This window comes from Kribbella sp. NPDC023855, from assembly GCF_040639475.1.
Lineage (GTDB): Bacteria > Actinomycetota > Actinomycetes > Propionibacteriales > Kribbellaceae > Kribbella.
The window spans coordinates 277778-297633 of the sequence record NZ_JBFAAA010000004.1 but is presented as its reverse complement, the minus strand read 5'-3'; the positions used below and the strand labels follow the sequence as shown (position 1 = coordinate 297633).

Genomic DNA, 19856 nt, shown 5'->3' with positions numbered 1-19856 from the left:
CGTGGAGCCCCGCCGGCCGGCGTACTGGGGTCAGCTGATTTCGGCGTACGCGGCGATCAGGAGACTGGGGTCGGGGGCTTCGAGGATGGTGGGGCTGGCCAGGGCGTCGAGGATGACGAAGCGGAGGCGATCGGCGCGGGTCTTCTTGTCGAGCTTCATCGCATCCTGGAGGTGCGGCCAGGCGTCCGCGCGGTACTTGACCGGCAGTCCGAGCGACTCCAGTACTGCGCGGTGCCGGTCCGCCGTCGCGTCGTCGAGTTTGCTCGCCGCCCGGGCGAGCTCGGCGACGAACACCATGCCGATGCTGATCGCGGCACCGTGCCGCCACTTGTAGCGCTCGACCCGTTCGATCGCGTGCCCCAGCGTGTGCCCGTAGTTCAGCGCTTCCCGCCCGACCCGCCCGCCGGCCGTGGTGGTCTTCTCGCGCAGATCCGCTCCGACCGAGTCCGCCTTGACCTGGATCGCGCGGGCGATCAGTTCCTCGGTGTGCTTGTACGCCGGTGACGACGCGCCCTCCGGGTCGGCCTCCACCAGCTCGAGGATGGCCGGATCGGCGATGAAGCCACACTTCACCACCTCGGCCAGCCCACTCACGTAGTCGTTACGGGGCAGGGTTTCCAGCGCGGCCAGGTCGCACAGTACGCCGGCCGGCTCCCAGAACGCACCGACCAGGTTCTTGCCCTCGGCCGTGTTGATCCCGGTCTTGCCGCCGACGGCCGCGTCGACCATGCCGAGCAGCGTGGTCGGGATGTGCACCACCTTGACGCCACGCAACCAGGTCGCGGCGACGAAGCCGGCCAGGTCGGTCGTCGTACCGCCGCCGATCGAGACGATCGCGTCGGACCGGGTGAAACCGGCCTGGCCGAGCACCGACCAGCAGTACGCGAGTACCTCGGCGGACTTGGCCTCCTCGGCGTCGGGGATCTCGATCGCGTGGGCGGTGAAGCCGTCCGCGGTCAGGTCGTCGCGGATCGCGTCACCGCTGGTCCGCAGCGCCCGCGGGTGGATGACCGCCACCCGGCGCACGTTCTCGCCCAGCAGGGCGGGCAGCTCACCGAGCAGATTGTTGCCGATGACAACGTCGTACGGCGCTGCCGCCGCGATCCGGATCCGGCGGGTGCCGGGCTGGTCCGTCATCCGAGGTGCTCCAGGATCTCGTCGGCGATCTCCTCGGGCGCCCGGCCGTCGGTGCTGACCGTGTGCTTGGCGACCTCGGCGTACAGCGGCCGGCGGGCGTCCATCAGGTTCTTCAACTGGGTCCGGACGTTGCCGAGCAGCAGCGGCCGGGCGACGCCGAGACCGACGCGCTTGGCGGCCTCGCCGACCGACACGTCGAGGTAGACGACGGTATGGCCGGCCAGGTCGGCGCGGGTGTCCGGGTCGAGGACGGCACCGCCGCCGAGGGAGAGCACGATGTCGTCGGCCGCGAGCGCGGCGACGATCGCGGCCCGCTCGAGCGCGCGGAAGGCGGGCTCACCGGAGTCGACGAAGATGTCCGAGATCGGCTTGCCGGCCTGCTGCTCGATGTCCGTGTCGGTGTCCCGGTGCGGCTTGCCCAGCTTCGCCGCGAGCAGCTGCGCCACCGTCGACTTCCCCGACCCGGGCGGCCCCACCAGCACCACGACGGGCCCTCGTGCGTCGGTCACTCGGTGCCCCACTCGCGCGGAGTGATCGTGCTGGGCAGGTTCGCCAGGTAGGACTGGTGGTTGCGGGACGTCTCCGCCACCGAGTCGCCGCCGAACTTCTCGATCGACACGTCCGCGAGCACCAGCGCGACCATCGCCTCGGCGACGATCCCAGCGGCCGGTACGGCGCACACGTCCGAGCGCTGGTGATGCGCCGCCGCGGCCTCGCCGGTCTGGGTGTCGATCGTGCGCAACGCCCGCGGCACGGTCGCGATCGGCTTCATCGCGGCGCGGACCCGCAACGTCTCGCCGGTGCTCATCCCGCCCTCGGTGCCACCCGAGCGACCGCTGGTACGGCGTACCTCACCGTTGTCGGCGACGATCTCGTCGTGCGCCTTCGACCCCGGCGTGCGGGCCAGCTCGAAGCCGTCGCCGAGCTCCACGCCCTTGATCGCCTGGATGCCCATCAGCGCACCGGCCAGCTTGGAGTCCAGCCGGCGGTCCCAGTGCACGTAGCTACCGAGACCCGGCGGCAGGCCGTCGACGATCACCTCGACGACGCCGCCGAGCGTGTCACCGGCCTTCTGCGCCTGGTCGATCTCGGCCACCATCTGCTTGCTCGCGTCGGGGTCCAGGCAGCGCACCGGGTCCTCGTCCAGCCGGGCAACGTCCGCGGCCGACGGGATCACGCCGTACGGCGCCTTGACCGTGCCGAGCTCGACGACGTGGCTGACGATCGTCACGCCGTACGCCTGCTTCAAGAACCTGGCCGCGACCTCACCGAGCGCCACTCGCGCCGCGGTCTCCCGCGCGCTCGCCCGCTCCAGCACCGGACGGGCCTCGTCGAAACCGTACTTCTGCATACCCGCGAGGTCGGCGTGGCCGGGCCTCGGCCGGGTCAGTGGCGCGTTGCGCGCCAGATCTGCCAGTACTGCGGGGTCGACCGGGTCAGCAGCCATCACCTGCTGCCACTTGGGCCACTCGGTGTTGCCGACCTGGATGGCGACCGGGCTGCCGAGCGAGAGCCCGTGCCGGAATCCGCCGAGGAACGTCACCTCGTCCCGCTCGAACTTCATCCGGGCGCCGCGGCCATAGCCGAGACGACGACGAGCCAGGGCGTCGGCCACATCATCCGTGGTGACCTGGACGCCTGCGGGGAGACCTTCGAGTACGGCGACGAGCGCTTGTCCGTGCGACTCGCCGGCGGTGAGCCAGCGCAGCATGCCGCAATCCTCCCACGCCGCCACCCGCCCGCTTTCGGTGGTCTCGGCTGGCGGGCTAGCAGGTGGTGGCGCGGTCCGGGTCCAGGGCGCTGCGGACGGAGAGGGCGACGTCCAGGGCCCGTGCCACCGGGTTGGCGTCACAGCGGTTCTCGTCCTGCGGTACCGCCGCAGAGGCGCCCGCAGCGGCGGCACCGGCCAGTACGACGGTTGCCAGGCCGGCGGCGGCCGCCCTGGCGGCGGTGCGGCGCAGCTTGGTGGTCATGGGGTCCTCCTCGATCCGATGTTCGGTGAGTACGACGTTATGAGCCGGAGCGGCGCGGCGAACTGGCTTTGAGACCCTACTTGGGGTGGTGCTGGCGCTACCCCAACTAAAGTCGGTGCGTGGACAGACAGATGACGCGGGCTGCTCAGGAGGCGTACCGGGCGCGGGTGCGGGGATGCCTGCTGGGTGGGGCGATCGGGGACGCGCTGGGTGGTCCGGTGGAGTTCGACGACGGACGGACGATCGTTGCCGCGCACCCCGATGGCGTCCGGAAGTTCGTTGCCGGCGGCCCCGGGTGGCCGGCCGGGACGGTCACCGACGACACCCAGATGACGTTGTTCACCGTCGAAGGGCTGATCCGGGCCGGCGTACGGACTGATCGTGGGATCGGGTTCACCGTGGCGGTCGTGCATCACGCCTATGACCGCTGGCTGGACACGCAGTTGCTGCCGGCGCCCAGTGGCGAGCGCGACGGGTGGTTGCAGGCGGAGCAGTGGCTGTATGCCCGGCGCGCTCCCGGCAACACCTGCCTTTCGGCGCTGACCGATGCGCGCAAGGGCGGCAACAGCATCCCGCAGTTCGGCAGCCAGGCCGCCAACGACTCCAAGGGATGCGGTGGCGTCATGCGGGTCGCGCCGTTCGGACTGCTGCCCAGCAACAACGCGGAGTGGGTCTTCGACGCGGCCGCGGAGGCCGCCGGCTACACCCACGGCCACGTCACCGGCAAGCTCGCCTCAGGCGCCCTCGCCGCGATCGTCTACGAGCTCAACCAGGGCGCTGAGCTGGAAACCGCCCTCGACTCTGCACAAGCCCTCCTGGCCACCAAACCAGGACATGAAGAAACCAGTACTGCGCTCGCTACCGCCCGTGAGCTGGCAGCCGGTCACCTCGACGCCGGGCCGGTCACAGTCGAACTACTCGGCGGTGGATGGATCGCCGAGGAGGCCCTGGCCATCAGCGTGTACTGCGCACTGAAGTATCCCGAGCCCGACCAGTTCCTCGACGCCCTCGCGCTTGCTGTCACCCACTCCGGCGACAGCGACTCCACCGGAGCGATCTGCGGCAACATCCTCGGCGTACTGCACGGAGAGACCGCTCTCCCGGCGGAACTCGTCTGCACCGTCGAAGGCCGCGGCACGATCCTGCAACTCGCCGACGACCTCGCCCTGGAGTTCACCCAGGCGCACCGGCTGCACGACGACTACGGCCCGCACACCGCCTGGCGCGACCGCTACCCCGGCTGGTGAACAGCAAGCCGGGACGCCCAGCCTGTCCCCCGAGGATCAGGCCCGGCGTCCCGGCCAGTACGTGGCCGGCTACCCGGCCGGCTCGATCGAAAGCTTGTGCCGGAACACATTACGTCCCCCGATCAGCCGAGGTACAGGTTCTCCAACGGCTGTCCTGCCAGTACGCCGATCAGCGCGCCGACGAGCATGAACGGGCCGAACGGGAACAACTGCTTGCGTTTGAGCACCTTCGCCGCGGTCAGCACGACCCCGATCACCGCGCCGAGGAAGAACCCGCCGTACAGGCCGAGAATCAACTCGGCCCAGCCGAGCCAGCCCAGCGCGATGCTGAGCAACCCGGACAGCCGGACGTCACCGAAGCCGACCCCACGGGGAAACACGTACCAGAGCAGGTAGAACGCCCCGAAACCGATCACTCCCGCGATCGCCGCCCGGCGCAGCGATCCCCACTCCCCCGACACCGCCGCGCCGACGACCAGAGCCAGTCCGACGAGCGCGTACGACGGCCAGATGATTGCCGACGGCAGGTATCTGGTCCGGGTGTCGATGTAGCCGAGCACGGACCCGACGACGGCGAGGATCAACCAAGCGGCCAGGCCTGCCGAAGTCCCCAGCGTCCAGCCGAGCAGCCCGCCCGCAACCGCAGCCACACCACCACACCAGTACGCCGCCCTGGTCGCGACGCCTTGCCCCGCGAGGTCGGCGTACGGGGTCTTGGTGTCGCCCCCGTCCAGCACGGGCTCGGGAATCCGGCGCATCAACCAAGGGCCGAGCGCGAACGCGACTGGTCCGCAGAGCACCACCCCGGCCCCTGCGGCGAGCACTGCGTTGTCACCCGGCACGATCCAGGAGCCTAGACGATCGGACTAACCCCTCACCACGCGACGGGCGATCAGTGCGGCGATGACGCCGAGCAAGAGCAGGCCAGTAAAAACGACCGCGATCGTGCTCCACAGCCCTTCGTTCTTGGTCACGTAAGTGACCCGCTGGAACTCGTCGTCGGTCGCCGCCTGGGTGAAGCCGAAGTCGTCGGTGATCTTGCCCGGCTCGCGATAGGTCACCGAGTACGCCGTCAGGAACGACGACGACGGCGCGGACAGTTGGGTCTGCGTCTCGCCCTCGAGGCGTCCGGCGTACAGGAGCTCGGGTTTCACCGAGGGGTCGGGCAGCTTCGAGGCATCCACCCGGTACGGCGCCGCGACGTACACGGTCACCGTCTGGGGCGTGGTCGCGCCCTTGCTCAACCGCATCGGGTAGACGATCCGCGGTGAGGCGAAGGTCAGCCGCAGCGGCGGGGTCGAGCCCGTCATCGGCGTACCGTCGTCCCTCGGCGCGAGCTTGACGGCGACGATCTCCCACTTCTCGATCAGGTACGGCGTCAGGTTGCCGGCCAGGCTGTCCGGTACGACGTACCCGTTCGTGCGCAGCCAGCCGGTCACCGCAGTCGCGCTCGAGCCACCCAGCCGGGCGACCTCGAACGGGCCGAGCCGCATCTGCTGGTGCACGTTCACGCCGGCGCCGGCCATGGGTGCACCGGCCCCGTCGCCCCGGTTGTTCAGGCCGAGATCGCGGAACGGCCAGTAGGTCTTGCGGGTCACGACCTTCGGCCGGACCATCGACTGCAACCGGAAGAACAGGTCCTCGTCGCCGAGCTCCACCTTCGCCGCGGCCGGCACCGGCATGATCCAGGCCGCCTTGTGGGACTGACCCTGGACAGACATCGACAACACGATCTCTTCCTGGGTGCCGTCGTAGCGGACCAGCGCGTTCTCGCCGTACACCCGGGCCCGGGACTCCGCGTCCGGCAGGTAGCCGCCGCAGGCACAGGCCCAGGCAGGTGAGATGCCCGCACTCACGAAGACGAACACCAGCACACCCGCGACCAACCGCCACAGCTTCATGGCCGAAGGCTAGCGGTCTGCCGGATCAGGCGATCGTGTAGGCGTTGTGGAAGAAGTTGGTCGGGTCGTACTTCTTCTTGACCGCCTGCAGCCGGGCGTAGTTGGCACCGTAGTAGCTGCTGACGGATCGGCCGGACTCCACATAGTTCACGTAGCCGCCGGCGGTCGACGGGCGTACTGCGCGATGCCCGTTGGTGATGAAGGTCTGGGCGGCCCTGAGCTGGGCCGAGGTCGGGTGCGCGGCCAGTCCGGAGTACCACTGCACGACGCCGACCGCCGAACGCCAGCCCCACGACGATCCGCCTGAAGGCACCTTTGCTGCCTGGCCACCCAGCGGGTCCATGATCGCCACTGCCGGGAGCTTCGCCCGGGCGGCCGTCTTCACTGCGCCCAGCAGGGCGGTGATAGTCGGCGCGGTCATCGGCTTCAGCACGTCGGAGCCGGCCAGGAAGCCCTGCCGCGCGCTGGTCGTCCCGCCACCGAGATACTTCACCGCCTCCATGTGGGTGCGGACCGCGAAGCTGCGGGTGGTCGCCTTGAACTTGACGTACGACTCCAGCTGCGCTGCGGCCGCCGCACCGTTGCCGGTGGTCGAGACTCCGAGCACGGTGACCCCCAGCGTTCCGTTGCTTTGCGCAACGATCCGCAGGTTGGCCCAGGCGGTGACCGGCGCGGCCACGGCGAACTTCTGCCAGCCGCGGACGACGTCCGCCGCCCGGGACTCCGGCCAGGTGAGCCGGAAGAAACCAAGCTTCGTCGCCGGGATCGTGATCAGCTTGAACGAGGTCACGATGCCGAGGTTGCCGCCGCCACCGCCACGCAGCGCCCAGAACAGGTCGGGGTCGGAGGTCGCGCTGACGTTGCGGGCCACGCCGTCGGCGGTGATCACGCCCATCGACTGGATCCGGTCGCAGGTCAGCCCGAAGGCGCGGGTGTGCACGCCCAGCCCGCCGCCGAGGGTGAGCCCCGCGATCCCGACGGTTGGGCACGTCCCGGTCGGCAGCGACTTGCCGTGCTTGTCGAGGAACGCGTGGACGTCGTACAGCTTGGCCCCGGCGCCGACGGTGAGCACGTTGCCCGCGTAGCTCATGCTCCGCATCGCGCTGACGTCGACGACCAAGCCGTTGCTGACCGTCGAGGCGCCGACGTACGAGTGACCGCCGCTCTTCGGGACCGAGACGAGCCGGTTCTTCCGGGCGAACAGGATCGCCGCGCGGACGTCGTTACCCCCGGCGGTCCGGACGACGGCGGCCGGCTGGACCGAGTCCCAACGCGGGTTGAAGAGCTGGCGCACGGTCGGATAGCCAGGCTGCCCCGGCCGGTACACCCTGCCCTTGAGGCTCCGCTGGAACGCGGTCCAGTCAGGCCCGGCCGCGCCGGCGGCAGTGCCGGAGGTGGTCAGCGCGGCGGCGGCCAGCGCTCCACCGGCTTTCAGCAGAGTTCGGCGGTCAATGTGGCTCACGCTCGTCCAGCTCCTCACGCGCGGCGGCTCTCATGGCCGCCAAAGGAGCGGGCGACCTACCAGTCATCATCTCCACCTGGAGGGTCGCTTGATGCACGAGCAGGTCAAGGCCGTTCAACAGCTCTGTACCGATCCGGTGCGCCGCGATCGCCAGTTGCGTCGGCCACGGGTGGTACGCCACGTCGAAAACCACCGGAGCCACCTGGGCGAAGTGCTCGGCCCACGGATCGACCGCTCCCCCTGGCAGCGTCGAGACGCACAGGTCGAAGCCACCGATCTGCTCGACCTGCGCGAAGTCCGCCACCGAGGTAGCCAGCCCCAGCTCGGCCGCGAGATCGCGCAGCCGCTCGGCCTTCGACAAGTCGCGCACGACCAGGGTGACCTCACTGACCTTCAGCCCACGCAGCGCGGCCAGCGTCGACGCCGCCGTCGCTCCCCCACCCAGGACGACGGCAGTGTCCGCGCCGGTGATCCCCCGCTCGGCGAAAGCCGCCACCAGACCCGGTACGTCGGTGTTGTGCGCCGACCGGGAGCCGTCGGGCTCGAACAGCATCGTGTTCGCCGCACCGATCAGCTCGGCGACCGGATCGACCGTGTCGACCAGCTCGAGCGCGACCCGCTTCAACGGCATCGTGAGCGACAGGCCCCGGACGTCATCACCCAACGTGCTCAGGAAACCCCGCAACTCGTCCTCGCTGACCTCGAAGGCGTCGTACCGCCAGTCGAGGCCGAGTTCGGCGTACGCCGCCCGGTGCATGGCCGGCGACAGGGAGTGCGCGATCGGGCTACCGAGCACGGCACACCGGGTCATCCACACCTGCCGGGGTGGGCCGCGCACCAGGTCTGCAGCTTCTTCACGTTGGCCTGGTGCTCGTCGCCGGTGTTCGCGAACAGGGTCTCACCGGTGTCGAGGTTGACCAGGGTGAAGTACATCCAGCCGCCCGCCGCCGGGTTCAGCGCCGCCCGCAGGGTGTCCTTGTCGGGCGAGTTGATCGGCGTCGGCGGCAGCCCGGCGTACTTGTAGGTGTTGTACGGCGAGTCCGTCTCGCGCTGCTCCTTCGAGGTGAAGACGCCACCGCTGCGGCCGACCACGTAGTGGATGGTCGAGTCCATCTGCAGCCGCTTGCCGGCCTGCAGCCGGTTGTAGATCACCCGGGCGACCTTGGCGTAGTCCTCCTTGCGGTTCGTCTCGGCGCCGATGATGCTCGCGACGATGACGGCCTGGTACGGGTCGAGCTTCTTGCGGCTGGCGGTCTGGACCAGCTGCAACTCGCCCGCGGTCTTGGTGAACCGGGCGGTGGCCATCCGCAGGATCAGGTTCGCGTTCGCGTCCTTGGGGATGTCGTAGGTGCCCGGGAAGAGGAACCCTTCCGGGTTGCCCTTCGCGAAGGTGGGCAGCTGCAGCGTCTGCGGCCGGTCCATCGCGGCCTGGGCGGCACCGGCCGGCAGCTTGACCGCCTTGGACTTCTGCAGCAGGTTGACGATCTCCGCCTTGGTCCGGGCGGGCGGGATGGTGAACCGGGTGACCAGCACCGACTTCGCCGTGTCCAGCAGCAGCTCGAGAGCGGCCTTGGCCGACATCTCCTTCTTCAGCGTGTAGGTGTTGGCCTGGATCTTCTTCGACCGGGGATCGTCGCGAGCGACCCGCTCGAACGCCTTGGCGCTCTTCACCACGCCCTTCTTCTCCAACGTGTCCGCGATCGCCTGGGAGCTCTGCCCGCTGCTGATCTCGACGGTGACCGTGCTGGTGCCGGTGCCCTCGTAGTCCGGCGCGGCGAACACCTTCTCGAGCGCGTCGCGGCCCTTGCCGAAGCCGATCACCAGGCCCGCGACCAGGGCGCCCACGACCATCAGCGAGATCAGCCCGGCGAAGCAGCCGAAGCCGCGCTTGGCCCGGGTCTTGCGCCGGTTCGCCCGGCGCTCGACCCGGCTCTCCGGGCGCAGGCCGAGGTCTTCGTCCAGGTCGTCGGTCACGTCATCACGGTTTTGGTTCACCGATGTTCCGTTCACAGGGGCCTCCCGGGTGGGTTGCCGGTCTCACGCTCGACTTCGAGCGCGTGTTGCAGAATCACGACCGCCGCGGCCTGGTCGACCACGGCCCGCCGCTTGGAACCCTTCTTACCCCGTTCGCGCAGCATCCGTTCGGCGGTGACCGTGGTGAACCGCTCGTCCACCAGCCGCACCTGAGCCGTCACGTCCGCCTTCTCCAGCAGTTCGGCCAGCTGAGCACAGATCGCCCGGATCTTAACCGCCGCGGGTCCTTCCCCACCGGACAACGACCGAGGCAACCCGACCACCACCTCGAACGCCTCCAACTCGACGACCAGCCCGACTACCCGCTCCAACGCACCGGGTCCGACCCGGACCGTCTCCACCGGAGTAGCAAGAATCCCGTGCGGATCCGAACTGGCGACCCCGATCCGCGCGTCACCGATGTCCAGCGCGACCCGCACACCCCGGCGCACTAGTGTGCCTCCCCAGAGGAGCACCGCACGCGCCTGCACCGCGCGCGCTGCGGAGCAGCGCGGCGCGTTGTGCGGGTGTGAGGGCGGGGCATGGGTTACCCGGTTACTAGTTGGCCGATGGCGTGTTCGACGGCGCTGAGCGCCTTGGAAGCGCCGGCGGGGTCGGTGCCGCCGCCCTGGGCCACGTCGTCCTTGCCGCCGCCGCGGCCGCCGAGCTGCTCGGCCGCGACGCGGACCAGGTCGCCAGCCTTCAGGCGCCACTCGCGCGCTGTGTCGTTCAGCGCGACGACCACGCCGGGCTTGCCGTCGTTGACGCTCAGTACCGCGACGACGGCCGGCTTGTCGGCCGGCATCCGGCCGCGGACGTCGAGCGCCAGCTTGCGCAGGTCACCGCCGTTCACGCCGTCCGGTGCCTGGTGACCGACGTACGCGACGCCGAACACGTCCTTCGGGCTCTTCGCCAGCTCCGCCCCGGCAGCCAGCACCTGACCCGCGCGGATCTTCTCCAGCTCCTTCTCCGCCACCCGCAGCCGCTCGGCCAGGTCGGCCACCTTCGCGGGCAGCTCCTCCGGACGCGTCTTCAGGTTCTCCGACAGCAGCCGCACCAGGGCCCGCTCGCGACCCAGGTAGTGCAGCGCCTCCATCCCGACGAAGGCCTCCAGCCGCCGGACACCGGCGCCGACCGACGACTCGCCCGTCACTGTCAGCGCACCGACCTGCGAGGAGCGCTTGACGTGCGTTCCACCGCAGAGCTCACGCGACCAGGGCCCGCCGATCTCGACCACGCGGACGGACTCGTCGTACGTCTCGCCGAACAGCGCCAGCGCACCCCAGTCCCGAGCCTCCGGCAGCGACATGTACTGCGCCGAGACGGGCAGGTCCTTCCGGACGGCGAGGTTCGCCACCTCTTCGATCTCGCTGCGGGTCGCCTGGTCCAGCGCCGACGACCACGCGAAGTCGAGCCGCAGGTAGCCGGGCTTGTTGTACGAACCGCTCTGCAACGCGGTCGGGCCGAGCACCTGCCGCAGCGCGGCGTGCACGACGTGCGTGCCGGAGTGCGCCTGGCAGGCCGAGATGCGCCACTCCTTGTCGACCTCCGCGTGCACGTCCAGACCAGGCTGAAGCACACCCTCGACGACCTCGACGCGGTGCACGATCAGGCCCTTGACCGGCCGCTGGACGTCGAGCACCTTCAGCTTGAAGCCGTCGCCGACGATCAGGCCCTCGTCGGCGATCTGGCCACCGGACTCCGCGTAGAACGGGGTCTTCTCGAGCACGACCTCGACGGTCTCGCCCTGCTCGGCGGCGCTCGCCACCACGCCTTCGCGCAGTACGCCGCGGATCTGCGAGTCGGTCGCCAGTTCGTCGTACCCGGTGAACTCGGTGATGCCCTTCTCGCGCAGCTCCCGGTAGCCCGAGGTGTCCGCGTGACCGGCCTTCTTGGCCCGGGCGTCCGCCTTGGCCCGCTCGCGCTGTTCCTTCATCAGCGACCGGAAGCCCTCGGTGTCCACCTGCAGGCCCTGCTCGGCGGCCATCTCGACGGTCAGGTCGATCGGGAAACCGTACGTGTCGTGCAACTGGAAGGCCTGGTTGCCGGCCAGCTGAGCGCCACCGGCGGCCTTCAGGTTCTTCACCGCCAGGTCGAAGATGCTCGTGCCGGCGGTGAGGGTACGCCGGAAGGCGTCCTCCTCGGCGTACGCGATCTGGCTGATCCGCGGGAAGTCGGCCTCCAGCTCGGGGTACGACTTCTTCATCTGCTCCAGGCTGGTCGGCAGCAGCTCGACCAGGCTCGGGTCCTCGTAGCCGAGCAGGCGCATCGACCGGATCGAGCGGCGCAGCAGCCGGCGCAGGACGTACCCGCCCTGCTCGTTGCCCGGGGTGACGCCGTCGCCGATCAGCATCAGCGCGCTGCGGACGTGGTCCGCGATCACCCGGAAGCGGACGTCGTCGACCTGGTCGGCGCCGTACTTGCGGCCGCTCAGTTCGGACGCCTTCTCGATCACCGGGTAGATCTCGTCGATCTCGTACATGTTGTCGACGCCCTGCAGCAGGTACGCGACCCGCTCCAGGCCCAGCCCGGTGTCGATGTTCTTCTTCGGCAGCTCGCCGAGGATCGGGTAGCCCTCCTTGCCGCCACCCTCACCGCGGATGTTCTGCATGAAGACCAGGTTCCAGAACTCCAGGTACCGGTCGCCGGCCTCCCAGTCCCGGTCGGCGCCGAACTCCGGGCCGCGGTCGATCAGGATCTCCGAGCACGGGCCGCACGGACCCGGGATGCCCATCGACCAGAAGTTGTCCTTCATCCCGAGCCGGACGATCCGGTCGTCGGGCAGCCCGGCGACCCGCTTCCAGATGTCGATCGCCTCGTCGTCCTCGTAGTACACCGAGGCGTACAGGACGGACTCGTCGAACCCGTAGCCGCCTTCGCTCTGCGGCTTGGTGACGAGTTCCCAGGCGTACCGGACGGCTTCTTCCTTGAAGTAGTCACCGAAGGAGAAGTTGCCGTTCATCTGGAAGAACGTGCCGTGCCGGGTGGTCTTGCCGACCTCGTCGATGTCGAGGGTCCGGACACACTTCTGCACGCTGGTGGCCCGCGCGTACGGCGGCGTCTGCTGGCCGACGAAGTACGGGACGAACTGGGCCATCCCGGCCACGTTGAACAACAGGTTCGGGTCCGGCGACGGCAACGGTGCGCTCGGCACCACGGTGTGCTCGCGGTCTTCGAAGTACTTCAGGAACCGCCGGCGAACTTCACTGGTTTCCATGGTGTTACCGGTAGTCCTCACGCTGTGTTGAAGTGTTCTGGTTCGCTGCTGTGTCGATACCGAGCGCGTCGCGCAGCTCGGTCTCCCGCTCGGCCATCCCGGCCCGGACCTCGTCGCCGAAGTGCCGGATCGCGCTGGCCACCTTCCCGGCCGACTGCTGCAGGCTCTCCGGCGCGAGCACCTGGGCCCGCTTCTTCAACCGGGTCACCGCGTAGACACCGACCGCGGTGCCGATGATGAACCAGAGGATCCGCTTCACAGTGCGTCACCGCGCTTCTTCGCCTTGCGTTCGGCCTTCATCTCGTCCTTCACCCGGCGGGACACGTCCCGGCGCTGGTTCTCTCCCAGTGCCCGGCGGACGCCGTAGGTGAACGCGGCCGCCTTCACCAGCGGACCACCCGCGGTCGCCGCGAACAAGGACGCCAGCGCGGCCGCGTTGGTGGTCACGGTGGTCGCGTTGTCGGTGATCGTGTCCACCTTGGCCAGTTGCGCGTTGGTGGTCGCGACGGTGGTGGTCACCTCGTCCAGCAACGGCACGCTGGAGTCGGAGACGCCCTTCACCATGATCCGCGTCTCGTCGAACACCTTGCCCAGCTTCAGGATCGGATAGGCCAGCAGGCCCACCAGGATGAGCAGTGCGCAGGCTGCTATCAGCCCCGCGACTTCACCGACGCTCATGGTTACGATCCGCCTTCCGTTCGACACGTCCGTCCCGTGGCCCCGGGTACCCAGGGACCTTATCGCGCGGGTAGCACAGTCCCCGTCACAGGGACACCCTCGCTGCCGGCTCAGCTATCCCGGCAATCCGGTCAGAGTTCATCGCGCGGACCAGTGACCTACGCCACTGAATGAGCCATACTGGCCTCAGCTCCGGGGGGAGTGTTCCAGGACGTGGGGGGAGACCACCTAATGGACGAGACGGCCATTGCTGTCCTTGGCGCGGGCCCGCATGGCCTCGCCGCAGCCGCGCACCTACGCCGCGCGGGTGAAGAAGTCCGCATCTTCGGCGACCCGATGTCGTTCTGGCGAACGATGCCGGCCGGGATGCTGCTGAGATCGAGTTGGACCGCGACCTGCATCGCCGAGTACGACGGGCCGCTGGCACTCGAGCCGTACCTGGCCGAGAGCGGGCGCGACTTCACCCGGCCGGTACCACTGGCGGAGTTCATCGACTACGGACTGTGGGTGCAGTCGAAGGTCGCGCCGGACGTCGACCGGCGCTGGGTCACCCGCGCGGAGGCGAACGGTGACGGCTTCGTGCTGACGCTCGCCGACGAGACCCAGCTCCGGGTCCGCAAGCTCGTGGTGGCGGGCGGGATCGCGGACTTCGTGAACCGCCCGGAGGTGCTCAAGAGCCTTCCTGCGCACCTTGCGTCGCACACGGCCGACCATGACGACCTCAGTAAGTTCAGGGGTAAAGAGGTGCTCGTGGTCGGTGGCGGCCAGAGTGCCCTGGAATCCGCTGCACTCATCCATGAGTCCGGTGGCGCAGTAGAGGTTGCCGCACGGGCAGACCACATCAACTGGCTGCACGGTGGCAAGTACCAGCGCCGTCTCGGCCGGCTGGCGCCACTGTTCTACGCGCCGACCGACGTCGGCCCACTGGGCCTGTCGCGGCTCGTTGCCGCGCCAGGCCTGTTCACCAGCCTGCCGCGCTCGGTCCAGGACAAGCTGGCGCACCGAGCGATCCGGCCGGCTGGTGCTGCCTGGCTGGTGTCGCGCCTGACCGACATCTCGATCGGGACCGGTGTGACCGTCACCAGCGCCAAGGAGGTCGGTGACCGGGTGCAGGTCGAGCTGAGTGATGGCAGTGCGCGCACGGTCGATCACCTGCTGTTCGGCACGGGGTACAAGGTGGACATCAAGCGCTATCCGTTCCTGGACCCGGCGCTGGCACAGCGGATCGCCACCGTGAACGGCTACCCGGTCCTGAAGCGCGGCATGGAGACCTCCATACCGGGGCTGCACATCCTGGGCGCTCCGGCGGCCAGGAGCTTCGGACCGATCATGCGCTTCGTCTCCGGCGGCTGGTACGGCGCGGAGTCGGTCACCCGGGCCCTGCGGGGCAGCCAGCGCCGGACTGCTCCAAGCGCCGGCCGACTGGAGCCGACAGGCGAAGGCGCATGAGCCGCAGCCCGTTCCGCACGAGGGACTCCGGTTCGGGCACACAGGTGGGGGCGGTAGTCGTCGGGGGCGACTACCAGGGTCTCGGCATCGTGCGGAGCCTCGGCCGGTACGGCGTACCGGTGACTGTGCTCGACGACGAGCGGTCCATCTCGCGTGTGTCCCGCTACGTCACCCACCACGAGCGGGTGCCGACGCTCCGCGATGCCGATGAGACAGTGCGGATCCTCATCGACGCCTGTGAGCGGCTTGGCCTGCAGGGCTCGGTCCTCTACCCGACTCGGGAGGAGACCGTCGCAGCCATCGCGGCGAACCGTGAGCAACTGAGTCAGTACTACAAGCTGCCGACGCCGGCCTGGTCGGCAGTGCAGCCCGCGTGGGACAAGCGGGAGACGTACCAGCGGGCGGAGCGGCTGGGGATCCCGATCCCCCGTTGCTGGTTCCCGGAGTCGTTCGCCGACCTCGACCAGATCGAGCTGACCTCACCGGTGATTCTGAAACCGGCGATCAAGGAGAACTTCTTCTACGAGACCCGGGCCAAGGCCTGGCGGGTGGACACCCCGGCCGAGCTCGAGGCGGCGTACCGGAAGGCGGTCGCCATCGTCGGCGCGGCCGAGGTGATCGTCCAGGAGCTGATCCCTGGTGGCGGTGACCGGCAGTTCGGCTTCTGTGCCTTCTTCAAGGACGGCGAGGCGGTCGCGGAGATGACGGTACGCCGGTTGCGGCAGCACCCGTCGGACTTCGGCCGGGCGAGCACGTTCGTGGAGACGATCGACCTGCCCGAGCTGGCCAAGCACTCACTGACCTTCCTGCGCGACATCGGGTACTACGGCCTGGTCGAGCTGGAGTACAAGCAGGACGAGCGTGACGGGCAGTACAAGCTGCTGGACGTCAACGCGCGGACGTGGGGCTACCACTCCCTCGGCTACACCGCAGGCGCCGACTTCCCCTACCTGGTCTACCGCGACCAGGTGGGGCTTCCGGTGACCGAGTGCCAGGCTCGTGCGGGTGTCCGGTGGATCCGGCTGGCGACAGACCTGCCGAACGCCGTACTGGACATCAAGGCCGGGAAGCTGAAGGTCGGGCCCTATCTGAAGACGTTCCGTGGCGTGCAGACGGAGGCTGTGTTCAGCCTGCGCGATCCCCTGCCCGGACTGTACGAGGTGGCGTTGCTGCCCTACCTGTTCGTCAAGCGGGGGCTGTGATGTTCGAGTCGACGCACCCGTTCGCCTTCTTCGACTACTTCCGGGTCCCGTACGACGTCGACGAGGTGGCGCTCGAGTCCCGGCTGGGGACAGTCACGGCCGGCACCTCGGGCCGCCAACTCACCTGGGTCCGCTCCACTGGGGCCAAGCCACCCCACAGCGACTACCGGGCGGGCCGCTACCAACTGGCCGGCTTCACGATCGCCTGCCACCTCTACACCGGTACTGCGCTGTCCCCGGTGAGCGACAGCTGGCGGAAGGTCGAGCCGATCCTCGATGGCCGCGGCACCGAGGTAGCAGCAGTCTGGGAAGACGAGCAGGGCAACGTGTTCCTGCCGTTGGACCCGGGTGAGGCGATGACCTTCCTCTGGTCGGAGCGCTACAAGACAGTCGGCAGCGCCAACGTCAAACGGCTGATCCGCAAGGGCATGGTCCAGGGGTACTACGTCGTACGCCCGCTACTCCCCCGGCCGCTGCAGCTCCGGATGCGCCGCGTGTTCGCCAAGCACCAGAACACGCCGTCCTTCCCGGCCTGGCCGATCGAGCACAGCCTGCACACCTTCTACGACTGGCTGTTCGACCTGACGACCCGTCTGGCGGGCGCCCCGGTGCCCTGGATCGACCTGTGGCCGGACGGGCACTCCTGGGCCATGGTGCTCACGCACGACGTCGAGACGGCCTTCGGGCGCGACGAGATGGAGTTGCTCAGGGCACCGGAACGCGACCGCGGCTACCGGTCCTCCTGGAACTTCGTGGCCGAGCGGTACGAGGTGTCGGACGAGATAGTCGCCCAGGTGAAGGCCGATGGGTGCGAGGTCGGAGTCCACGGGCTGCGGCACGACGGCCGGGACGTGGCGTCCAAACGCCTGCTGGCCGAGCGGTTGCCGGCCATGCGGGCGAACGCGGACCGCTGGGGTGCTGTCGGCTTCCGCTCCCCCGCGACCCAGCGGTCGTGGCAGCTGATGCCGACGATGGGGTTCGACTACGACTCGTCGTACACGGACACCGATCCGTACGAGCCGCAGCCGGGCGGCTGCTGCACGTACCTGCCGTTCTTCAACGAGGGAATGGTGGAGCTGCCCATCACGCTCCCCCAGGACCACACGCTGTTCGAGATCCTGCAGCACGAGGACGGCGAGCTGTGGGTCGGCAAGGCCCGCGAGCTCCGGGACCTGCACGGCATGGTGCTGGTGCTGGCGCATCCGGACTACGCCGAGGATCCGCGGCTGGCCAAGGGCTGGCAGCAGCTGCTGGACGAGTTCCAGAGCGATGAGACGGCGTGGAAGGCGTTGCCGCGAGAGGTGGCGTCCTGGTGGCGGGACCGCGCGTCGAGCGAGCTGCAGCAGAGCCCTGACGGGTGGAGGTTGGTGGGGTCCGCTGAGGGTCGCGGCAGCGTGACGTACGCAGTACCGGCCAACCAGGAGGTCTAGCACGATGCCGAAGCCCTTGCACGTCGCAGTGATCGTCGAGAACGTCGCGCTGGGGGTCGACACCAGGCTGCGCAAGCAGGTGGATGACCTGCTGACGGCTGGAGTACGGCTGTCCGTCATCACCATGCGCGACGACGACAACGCCCGCTACCGCGACGTACCGGGGCTGACTGTCTTCGAATACCCAGCGCCCAAGCAGCCGTCCGGGCCGGTCGGCTACGTGGGCGAGTACCTGCAGTCGTTCCTCTGGGCCAGCTGGTACCTCCTGCGGTTGCGGCTGCGCGGGCGGATCGACGTACTGCAGATCTGTCAGCCGCCGGACATTTACTTCCCGCTGGCCTGGGTACTGCGCTGGGCCGGCACCCGGATCCTGGTGGACCAGCGCGACCTGATGCCCGAACTGCTGAACAACCGGTACGACGAACCGCCCAAGCTGATGCTCAAGGCACTCCACTGGCTGGAGCGGCGCAGTCAGCGAGTCGCCCACCACAGCCTCACGGTGAACACCTACCTGAAGAACCGGATGGTGGCAGCCGGAGCGAAACCAGAAGCCGTCTCCCTGGTCTACAACGGCCCAGTGCTCGCCCGTACTTCGCTCGCGGTGGCTGAGCCGAGCCTGCACGGTGAGCACCGCTACCTGGTCGCCTGGTGCGGCAAGATGGGCCGGCAGGACCGGGTCGACCTGGTGGTGAAGGTGGCGGAGTACGTGATCCGTGATCTCGGCCGGGAGGACTGTGGATTCGTGATCCTCGGCGACGGCGAGTGCCTCGACGAGGTCAAGCAAATGACGCTCGACCTCGGCCTGGAGCGCTGGATCACCTTCCCTGGCTGGATTCCCGAGAAGGACCTGTTCAGCTACCTGGCGACGGCGGACCTCGGTATCGACTGCAGCCTCCAGGTCGAGGTGTCGCCGGTGAAGGTGATGGAGTACATGGCGCAAGGCCTCCCGCTGGTCTGCTTCGACCTGCAGGAGAGCAGGTTGCTCGCCGACGGCGCCGGAGTCTTCACGCCCCCCGGTGACATCCCCACGATCGCCTCCGAAGTGGTCGCGCTGCTGGACGACCCGACCGCCCGCAAGGGACTGGGCGACACCGGACGCAGGCTGATCACCGAGCAGCTGGCCTGGGAGCGGCAGACGCCGATCTACCTGCGGGCGATCGGTTGCGAGCCGTCAGCCGCAACCGCGGAGCCAGGAGCAGACGACCGACGGTGAGGCCCAGGTCCTGTGCAGCCAGGGCCTTTCCTGCACCGTCTTGTGCACCAGCGCGGCGTAGTCCGTCGCCGGCTTGGTGCGCCACTCGCCCGCGAACCAGGCGCCGACGCAGCCGTCCAGCCGGGTCTCGGGGTCAGCCGGGTTCTCCCTGCCGGTCAGCCACCAGGCCCAGCCTTCCAGGCAGCCACGGATGAAAGCGCCGTAGTAGTCGAGCGCGAAGGCCGTCGAGTCCCGGTTGAAGGGGAACGTGCCGTTCTGGTTGGCCGGCATCCGGCCCCAGGCGGGATCCTGGTACGACATCACGCCGACGATTGAGAACGTCTTCGGGCACCGGTCGGGGCCGTAGTCCCGCTGGTAGTCGTAGCCGGCGAGCTTGAGTCCGTTGCAGTACTCACGTGAGGCAGCAGTCGGCGCCGGGAACAGGTCCCCACAGCCGCGCTTCTCCACGCACGCGCCGGACGGGTGCAGGTCCTTCTGGTACCAGGTGGACTCGGTGACCGCGACAGCGCGAACCAGGTTGTCGGCCAGACCCCACTTGCAGGCTGCCCACTGGATGTTCTCGTCCGTAGTACCGGTGTGGTGGCCGGTGACTCGGGCCAGGAGCAGGCTGTCCCAGCGGACGTCGTACGCGCCTGCTTCGGTGGCGCGCGGCCGTGCCGCCAGTGAGCTGCGTACTGCGTCCACAGCCGGCATGGTCTGGTTGGGGGTGTTGTTGCCCGGTCGTGGCTCCCACTCCGAGCGGTGCACCCGACTTGCGCACTCGGCCTCACTGGGGAGCTCCGACCACGATCCCGTCGGCAAGGTCTGCCAGTAGCCGTCCGCGGGCGGCGGATCGTCGCCCGCACTGTGGAGGCCGGGCAGGGCCAGCCAGACGCCAACCACGGTCGCCAGTGCCACGGTGCCCCGAATCAGGCGCCGACGGAGCCGGCCTTGC

Annotated in this window: 19 protein-coding genes; 5 read left to right on the top strand and 14 right to left on the bottom strand. The window is 69.1% G+C overall.

Annotated features, from left to right (window positions below):
• Positions 1-30: 30 nt before the first annotated feature.
• The 4 genes from aroB to AB0F51_RS16705 are packed head-to-tail and all read right to left on the bottom strand — an operon-like array spanning position 31 to position 3110.
• Positions 31-1137: a 3-dehydroquinate synthase gene (aroB, locus tag AB0F51_RS16720; protein ID WP_360280506.1), complete on the bottom strand. Its 1107-nt coding sequence runs from the start codon at positions 1135-1137 to the stop codon at positions 31-33.
• On the bottom strand, positions 1134-1646 hold the full coding sequence (locus AB0F51_RS16715; RefSeq protein ID WP_360280504.1) for a shikimate kinase: 513 nt from the start codon (positions 1644-1646) through the stop codon (positions 1134-1136). Before AB0F51_RS16715 ends, aroB begins: the two co-directional genes overlap by 4 nt.
• The gene (aroC, locus tag AB0F51_RS16710; RefSeq protein WP_360280501.1) at positions 1643-2848 is read right to left on the bottom strand and encodes a chorismate synthase; all 1206 of its coding nucleotides are present in this window, start codon (positions 2846-2848) and stop codon (positions 1643-1645) included. Before aroC ends, AB0F51_RS16715 begins: the two co-directional genes overlap by 4 nt.
• 55 nt (positions 2849-2903) lie before the next feature.
• Entirely contained in the window at positions 2904-3110 is a 207-nt protein-coding gene (locus tag AB0F51_RS16705) for a hypothetical protein (protein ID WP_360280499.1), read from the bottom strand.
• 119 nt (positions 3111-3229) lie between these two features.
• Here AB0F51_RS16705 and AB0F51_RS16700 point away from each other — a divergent pair, with 119 nt between their 5' ends.
• Positions 3230-4357 (top strand): ADP-ribosylglycohydrolase family protein, encoded by a 1128-nt coding sequence (locus AB0F51_RS16700; RefSeq protein WP_360280496.1) that lies wholly within the window; start codon positions 3230-3232, stop codon positions 4355-4357.
• Positions 4358-4479: 122 nt separating this feature from the next.
• Here AB0F51_RS16700 and AB0F51_RS16695 read toward each other — a convergent pair whose 3' ends face one another.
• From AB0F51_RS16695 to AB0F51_RS16655, 9 genes are all read right to left on the bottom strand, one after another.
• Positions 4480-5199 (bottom strand): A24 family peptidase, encoded by a 720-nt coding sequence (locus tag AB0F51_RS16695; protein WP_360280493.1) that lies wholly within the window; start codon positions 5197-5199, stop codon positions 4480-4482.
• A 24-nt stretch (positions 5200-5223) separates the two neighbouring features.
• Positions 5224-6258: a DUF2330 domain-containing protein gene (locus AB0F51_RS16690; RefSeq protein WP_360280491.1), complete on the bottom strand. Its 1035-nt coding sequence runs from the start codon at positions 6256-6258 to the stop codon at positions 5224-5226.
• A 25-nt stretch (positions 6259-6283) separates the two neighbouring features.
• Positions 6284-7720, bottom strand: a complete 1437-nt coding sequence (locus tag AB0F51_RS16685; RefSeq protein WP_360280488.1) for an FAD-binding oxidoreductase — start codon at positions 7718-7720, stop codon at positions 6284-6286.
• Positions 7707-8531: a shikimate dehydrogenase gene (locus tag AB0F51_RS16680; protein WP_360280485.1), complete on the bottom strand. Its 825-nt coding sequence runs from the start codon at positions 8529-8531 to the stop codon at positions 7707-7709. The genes AB0F51_RS16685 and AB0F51_RS16680 overlap by 14 nt, the downstream gene beginning before the upstream one ends.
• A complete protein-coding gene (mltG, locus tag AB0F51_RS16675; protein WP_360280482.1) occupies positions 8528-9694 on the bottom strand; it encodes an endolytic transglycosylase MltG in 1167 nt (388 codons plus the stop codon). The genes AB0F51_RS16680 and mltG overlap by 4 nt, the downstream gene beginning before the upstream one ends.
• A 32-nt stretch (positions 9695-9726) precedes the next feature.
• On the bottom strand, positions 9727-10185 hold the full coding sequence (ruvX, locus tag AB0F51_RS16670; protein WP_360280480.1) for a Holliday junction resolvase RuvX: 459 nt from the start codon (positions 10183-10185) through the stop codon (positions 9727-9729).
• A gap of 95 nt (positions 10186-10280) precedes the next feature.
• On the bottom strand, positions 10281-12950 hold the full coding sequence (gene alaS, locus AB0F51_RS16665; RefSeq protein WP_360280477.1) for an alanine--tRNA ligase: 2670 nt from the start codon (positions 12948-12950) through the stop codon (positions 10281-10283).
• Between the two features lie 4 nt (positions 12951-12954).
• Positions 12955-13209 carry a DUF6167 family protein gene (locus tag AB0F51_RS16660; RefSeq protein WP_360280474.1) on the bottom strand — a complete coding sequence of 85 codons (255 nt, stop codon included), beginning with the start codon at positions 13207-13209 and terminating at the stop codon, positions 12955-12957.
• Entirely contained in the window at positions 13206-13628 is a 423-nt protein-coding gene (locus AB0F51_RS16655) for a DUF948 domain-containing protein (RefSeq protein WP_360280471.1), read from the bottom strand. The genes AB0F51_RS16660 and AB0F51_RS16655 overlap by 4 nt, the downstream gene beginning before the upstream one ends.
• Before the next feature lie 231 nt (positions 13629-13859).
• Here AB0F51_RS16655 and AB0F51_RS16650 point away from each other — a divergent pair, with 231 nt between their 5' ends.
• Genes AB0F51_RS16650 through AB0F51_RS16635 form a run of 4 tightly spaced genes read left to right on the top strand, consistent with a single transcriptional unit; the run spans position 13860 to position 18922 of the window.
• Entirely contained in the window at positions 13860-15077 is a 1218-nt protein-coding gene (locus AB0F51_RS16650; protein WP_360280468.1) for an FAD-dependent oxidoreductase, read from the top strand.
• The gene (locus AB0F51_RS16645; RefSeq protein WP_360280465.1) at positions 15074-16279 is read left to right on the top strand and encodes an ATP-grasp domain-containing protein; all 1206 of its coding nucleotides are present in this window, start codon (positions 15074-15076) and stop codon (positions 16277-16279) included. The genes AB0F51_RS16650 and AB0F51_RS16645 overlap by 4 nt, the downstream gene beginning before the upstream one ends.
• Complete coding sequence (locus AB0F51_RS16640) at positions 16279-17709, top strand: hypothetical protein (RefSeq protein ID WP_360280462.1); 1431 nt, start codon at positions 16279-16281, stop codon at positions 17707-17709. The genes AB0F51_RS16645 and AB0F51_RS16640 overlap by 1 nt, the downstream gene beginning before the upstream one ends.
• A gap of 4 nt (positions 17710-17713) precedes the next feature.
• Positions 17714-18922, top strand: a complete 1209-nt coding sequence (locus AB0F51_RS16635) for a glycosyltransferase (RefSeq protein ID WP_360280459.1) — start codon at positions 17714-17716, stop codon at positions 18920-18922.
• Here the strand turns inward: AB0F51_RS16635 and AB0F51_RS16630 are convergent.
• Positions 18881-19819, bottom strand: a complete 939-nt coding sequence (locus tag AB0F51_RS16630; RefSeq protein WP_360280456.1) for a hypothetical protein — start codon at positions 19817-19819, stop codon at positions 18881-18883. The two genes, AB0F51_RS16635 and AB0F51_RS16630, sit on opposite strands and share 42 nt — an antisense overlap.
• Positions 19820-19856 lie beyond the last annotated feature (37 nt).

What these genes read in the sequence shown, in the direction of transcription:
- alaS (WP_360280477.1), bottom strand. Translation starts at nt 12,950, where the DNA reads ATGGAAACCAGTGAAGTTCGCCGGCGGTTCCTGAAGTACTTCGAAGAC.
- AB0F51_RS16635 (WP_360280459.1), top strand. Translation starts at nt 17,714, where the DNA reads ATGCCGAAGCCCTTGCACGTCGCAGTGATCGTCGAGAACGTCGCGCTG.
- aroB (WP_360280506.1), bottom strand. Translation starts at nt 1,137, where the DNA reads ATGACGGACCAGCCCGGCACCCGCCGGATCCGGATCGCGGCGGCAGCG.
- AB0F51_RS16680 (WP_360280485.1), bottom strand. Translation starts at nt 8,531, where the DNA reads ATGACCCGGTGTGCCGTGCTCGGTAGCCCGATCGCGCACTCCCTGTCG.
- AB0F51_RS16645 (WP_360280465.1), top strand. Translation starts at nt 15,074, where the DNA reads ATGAGCCGCAGCCCGTTCCGCACGAGGGACTCCGGTTCGGGCACACAG.
- AB0F51_RS16650 (WP_360280468.1), top strand. Translation starts at nt 13,860, where the DNA reads ATGGACGAGACGGCCATTGCTGTCCTTGGCGCGGGCCCGCATGGCCTC.
- AB0F51_RS16705 (WP_360280499.1), bottom strand. Translation starts at nt 3,110, where the DNA reads ATGACCACCAAGCTGCGCCGCACCGCCGCCAGGGCGGCCGCCGCCGGC.
- aroC (WP_360280501.1), bottom strand. Translation starts at nt 2,848, where the DNA reads ATGCTGCGCTGGCTCACCGCCGGCGAGTCGCACGGACAAGCGCTCGTC.
- AB0F51_RS16690 (WP_360280491.1), bottom strand. Translation starts at nt 6,258, where the DNA reads ATGAAGCTGTGGCGGTTGGTCGCGGGTGTGCTGGTGTTCGTCTTCGTG.
- AB0F51_RS16655 (WP_360280471.1), bottom strand. Translation starts at nt 13,628, where the DNA reads ATGAGCGTCGGTGAAGTCGCGGGGCTGATAGCAGCCTGCGCACTGCTC.
- AB0F51_RS16640 (WP_360280462.1), top strand. Translation starts at nt 16,279, where the DNA reads ATGTTCGAGTCGACGCACCCGTTCGCCTTCTTCGACTACTTCCGGGTC.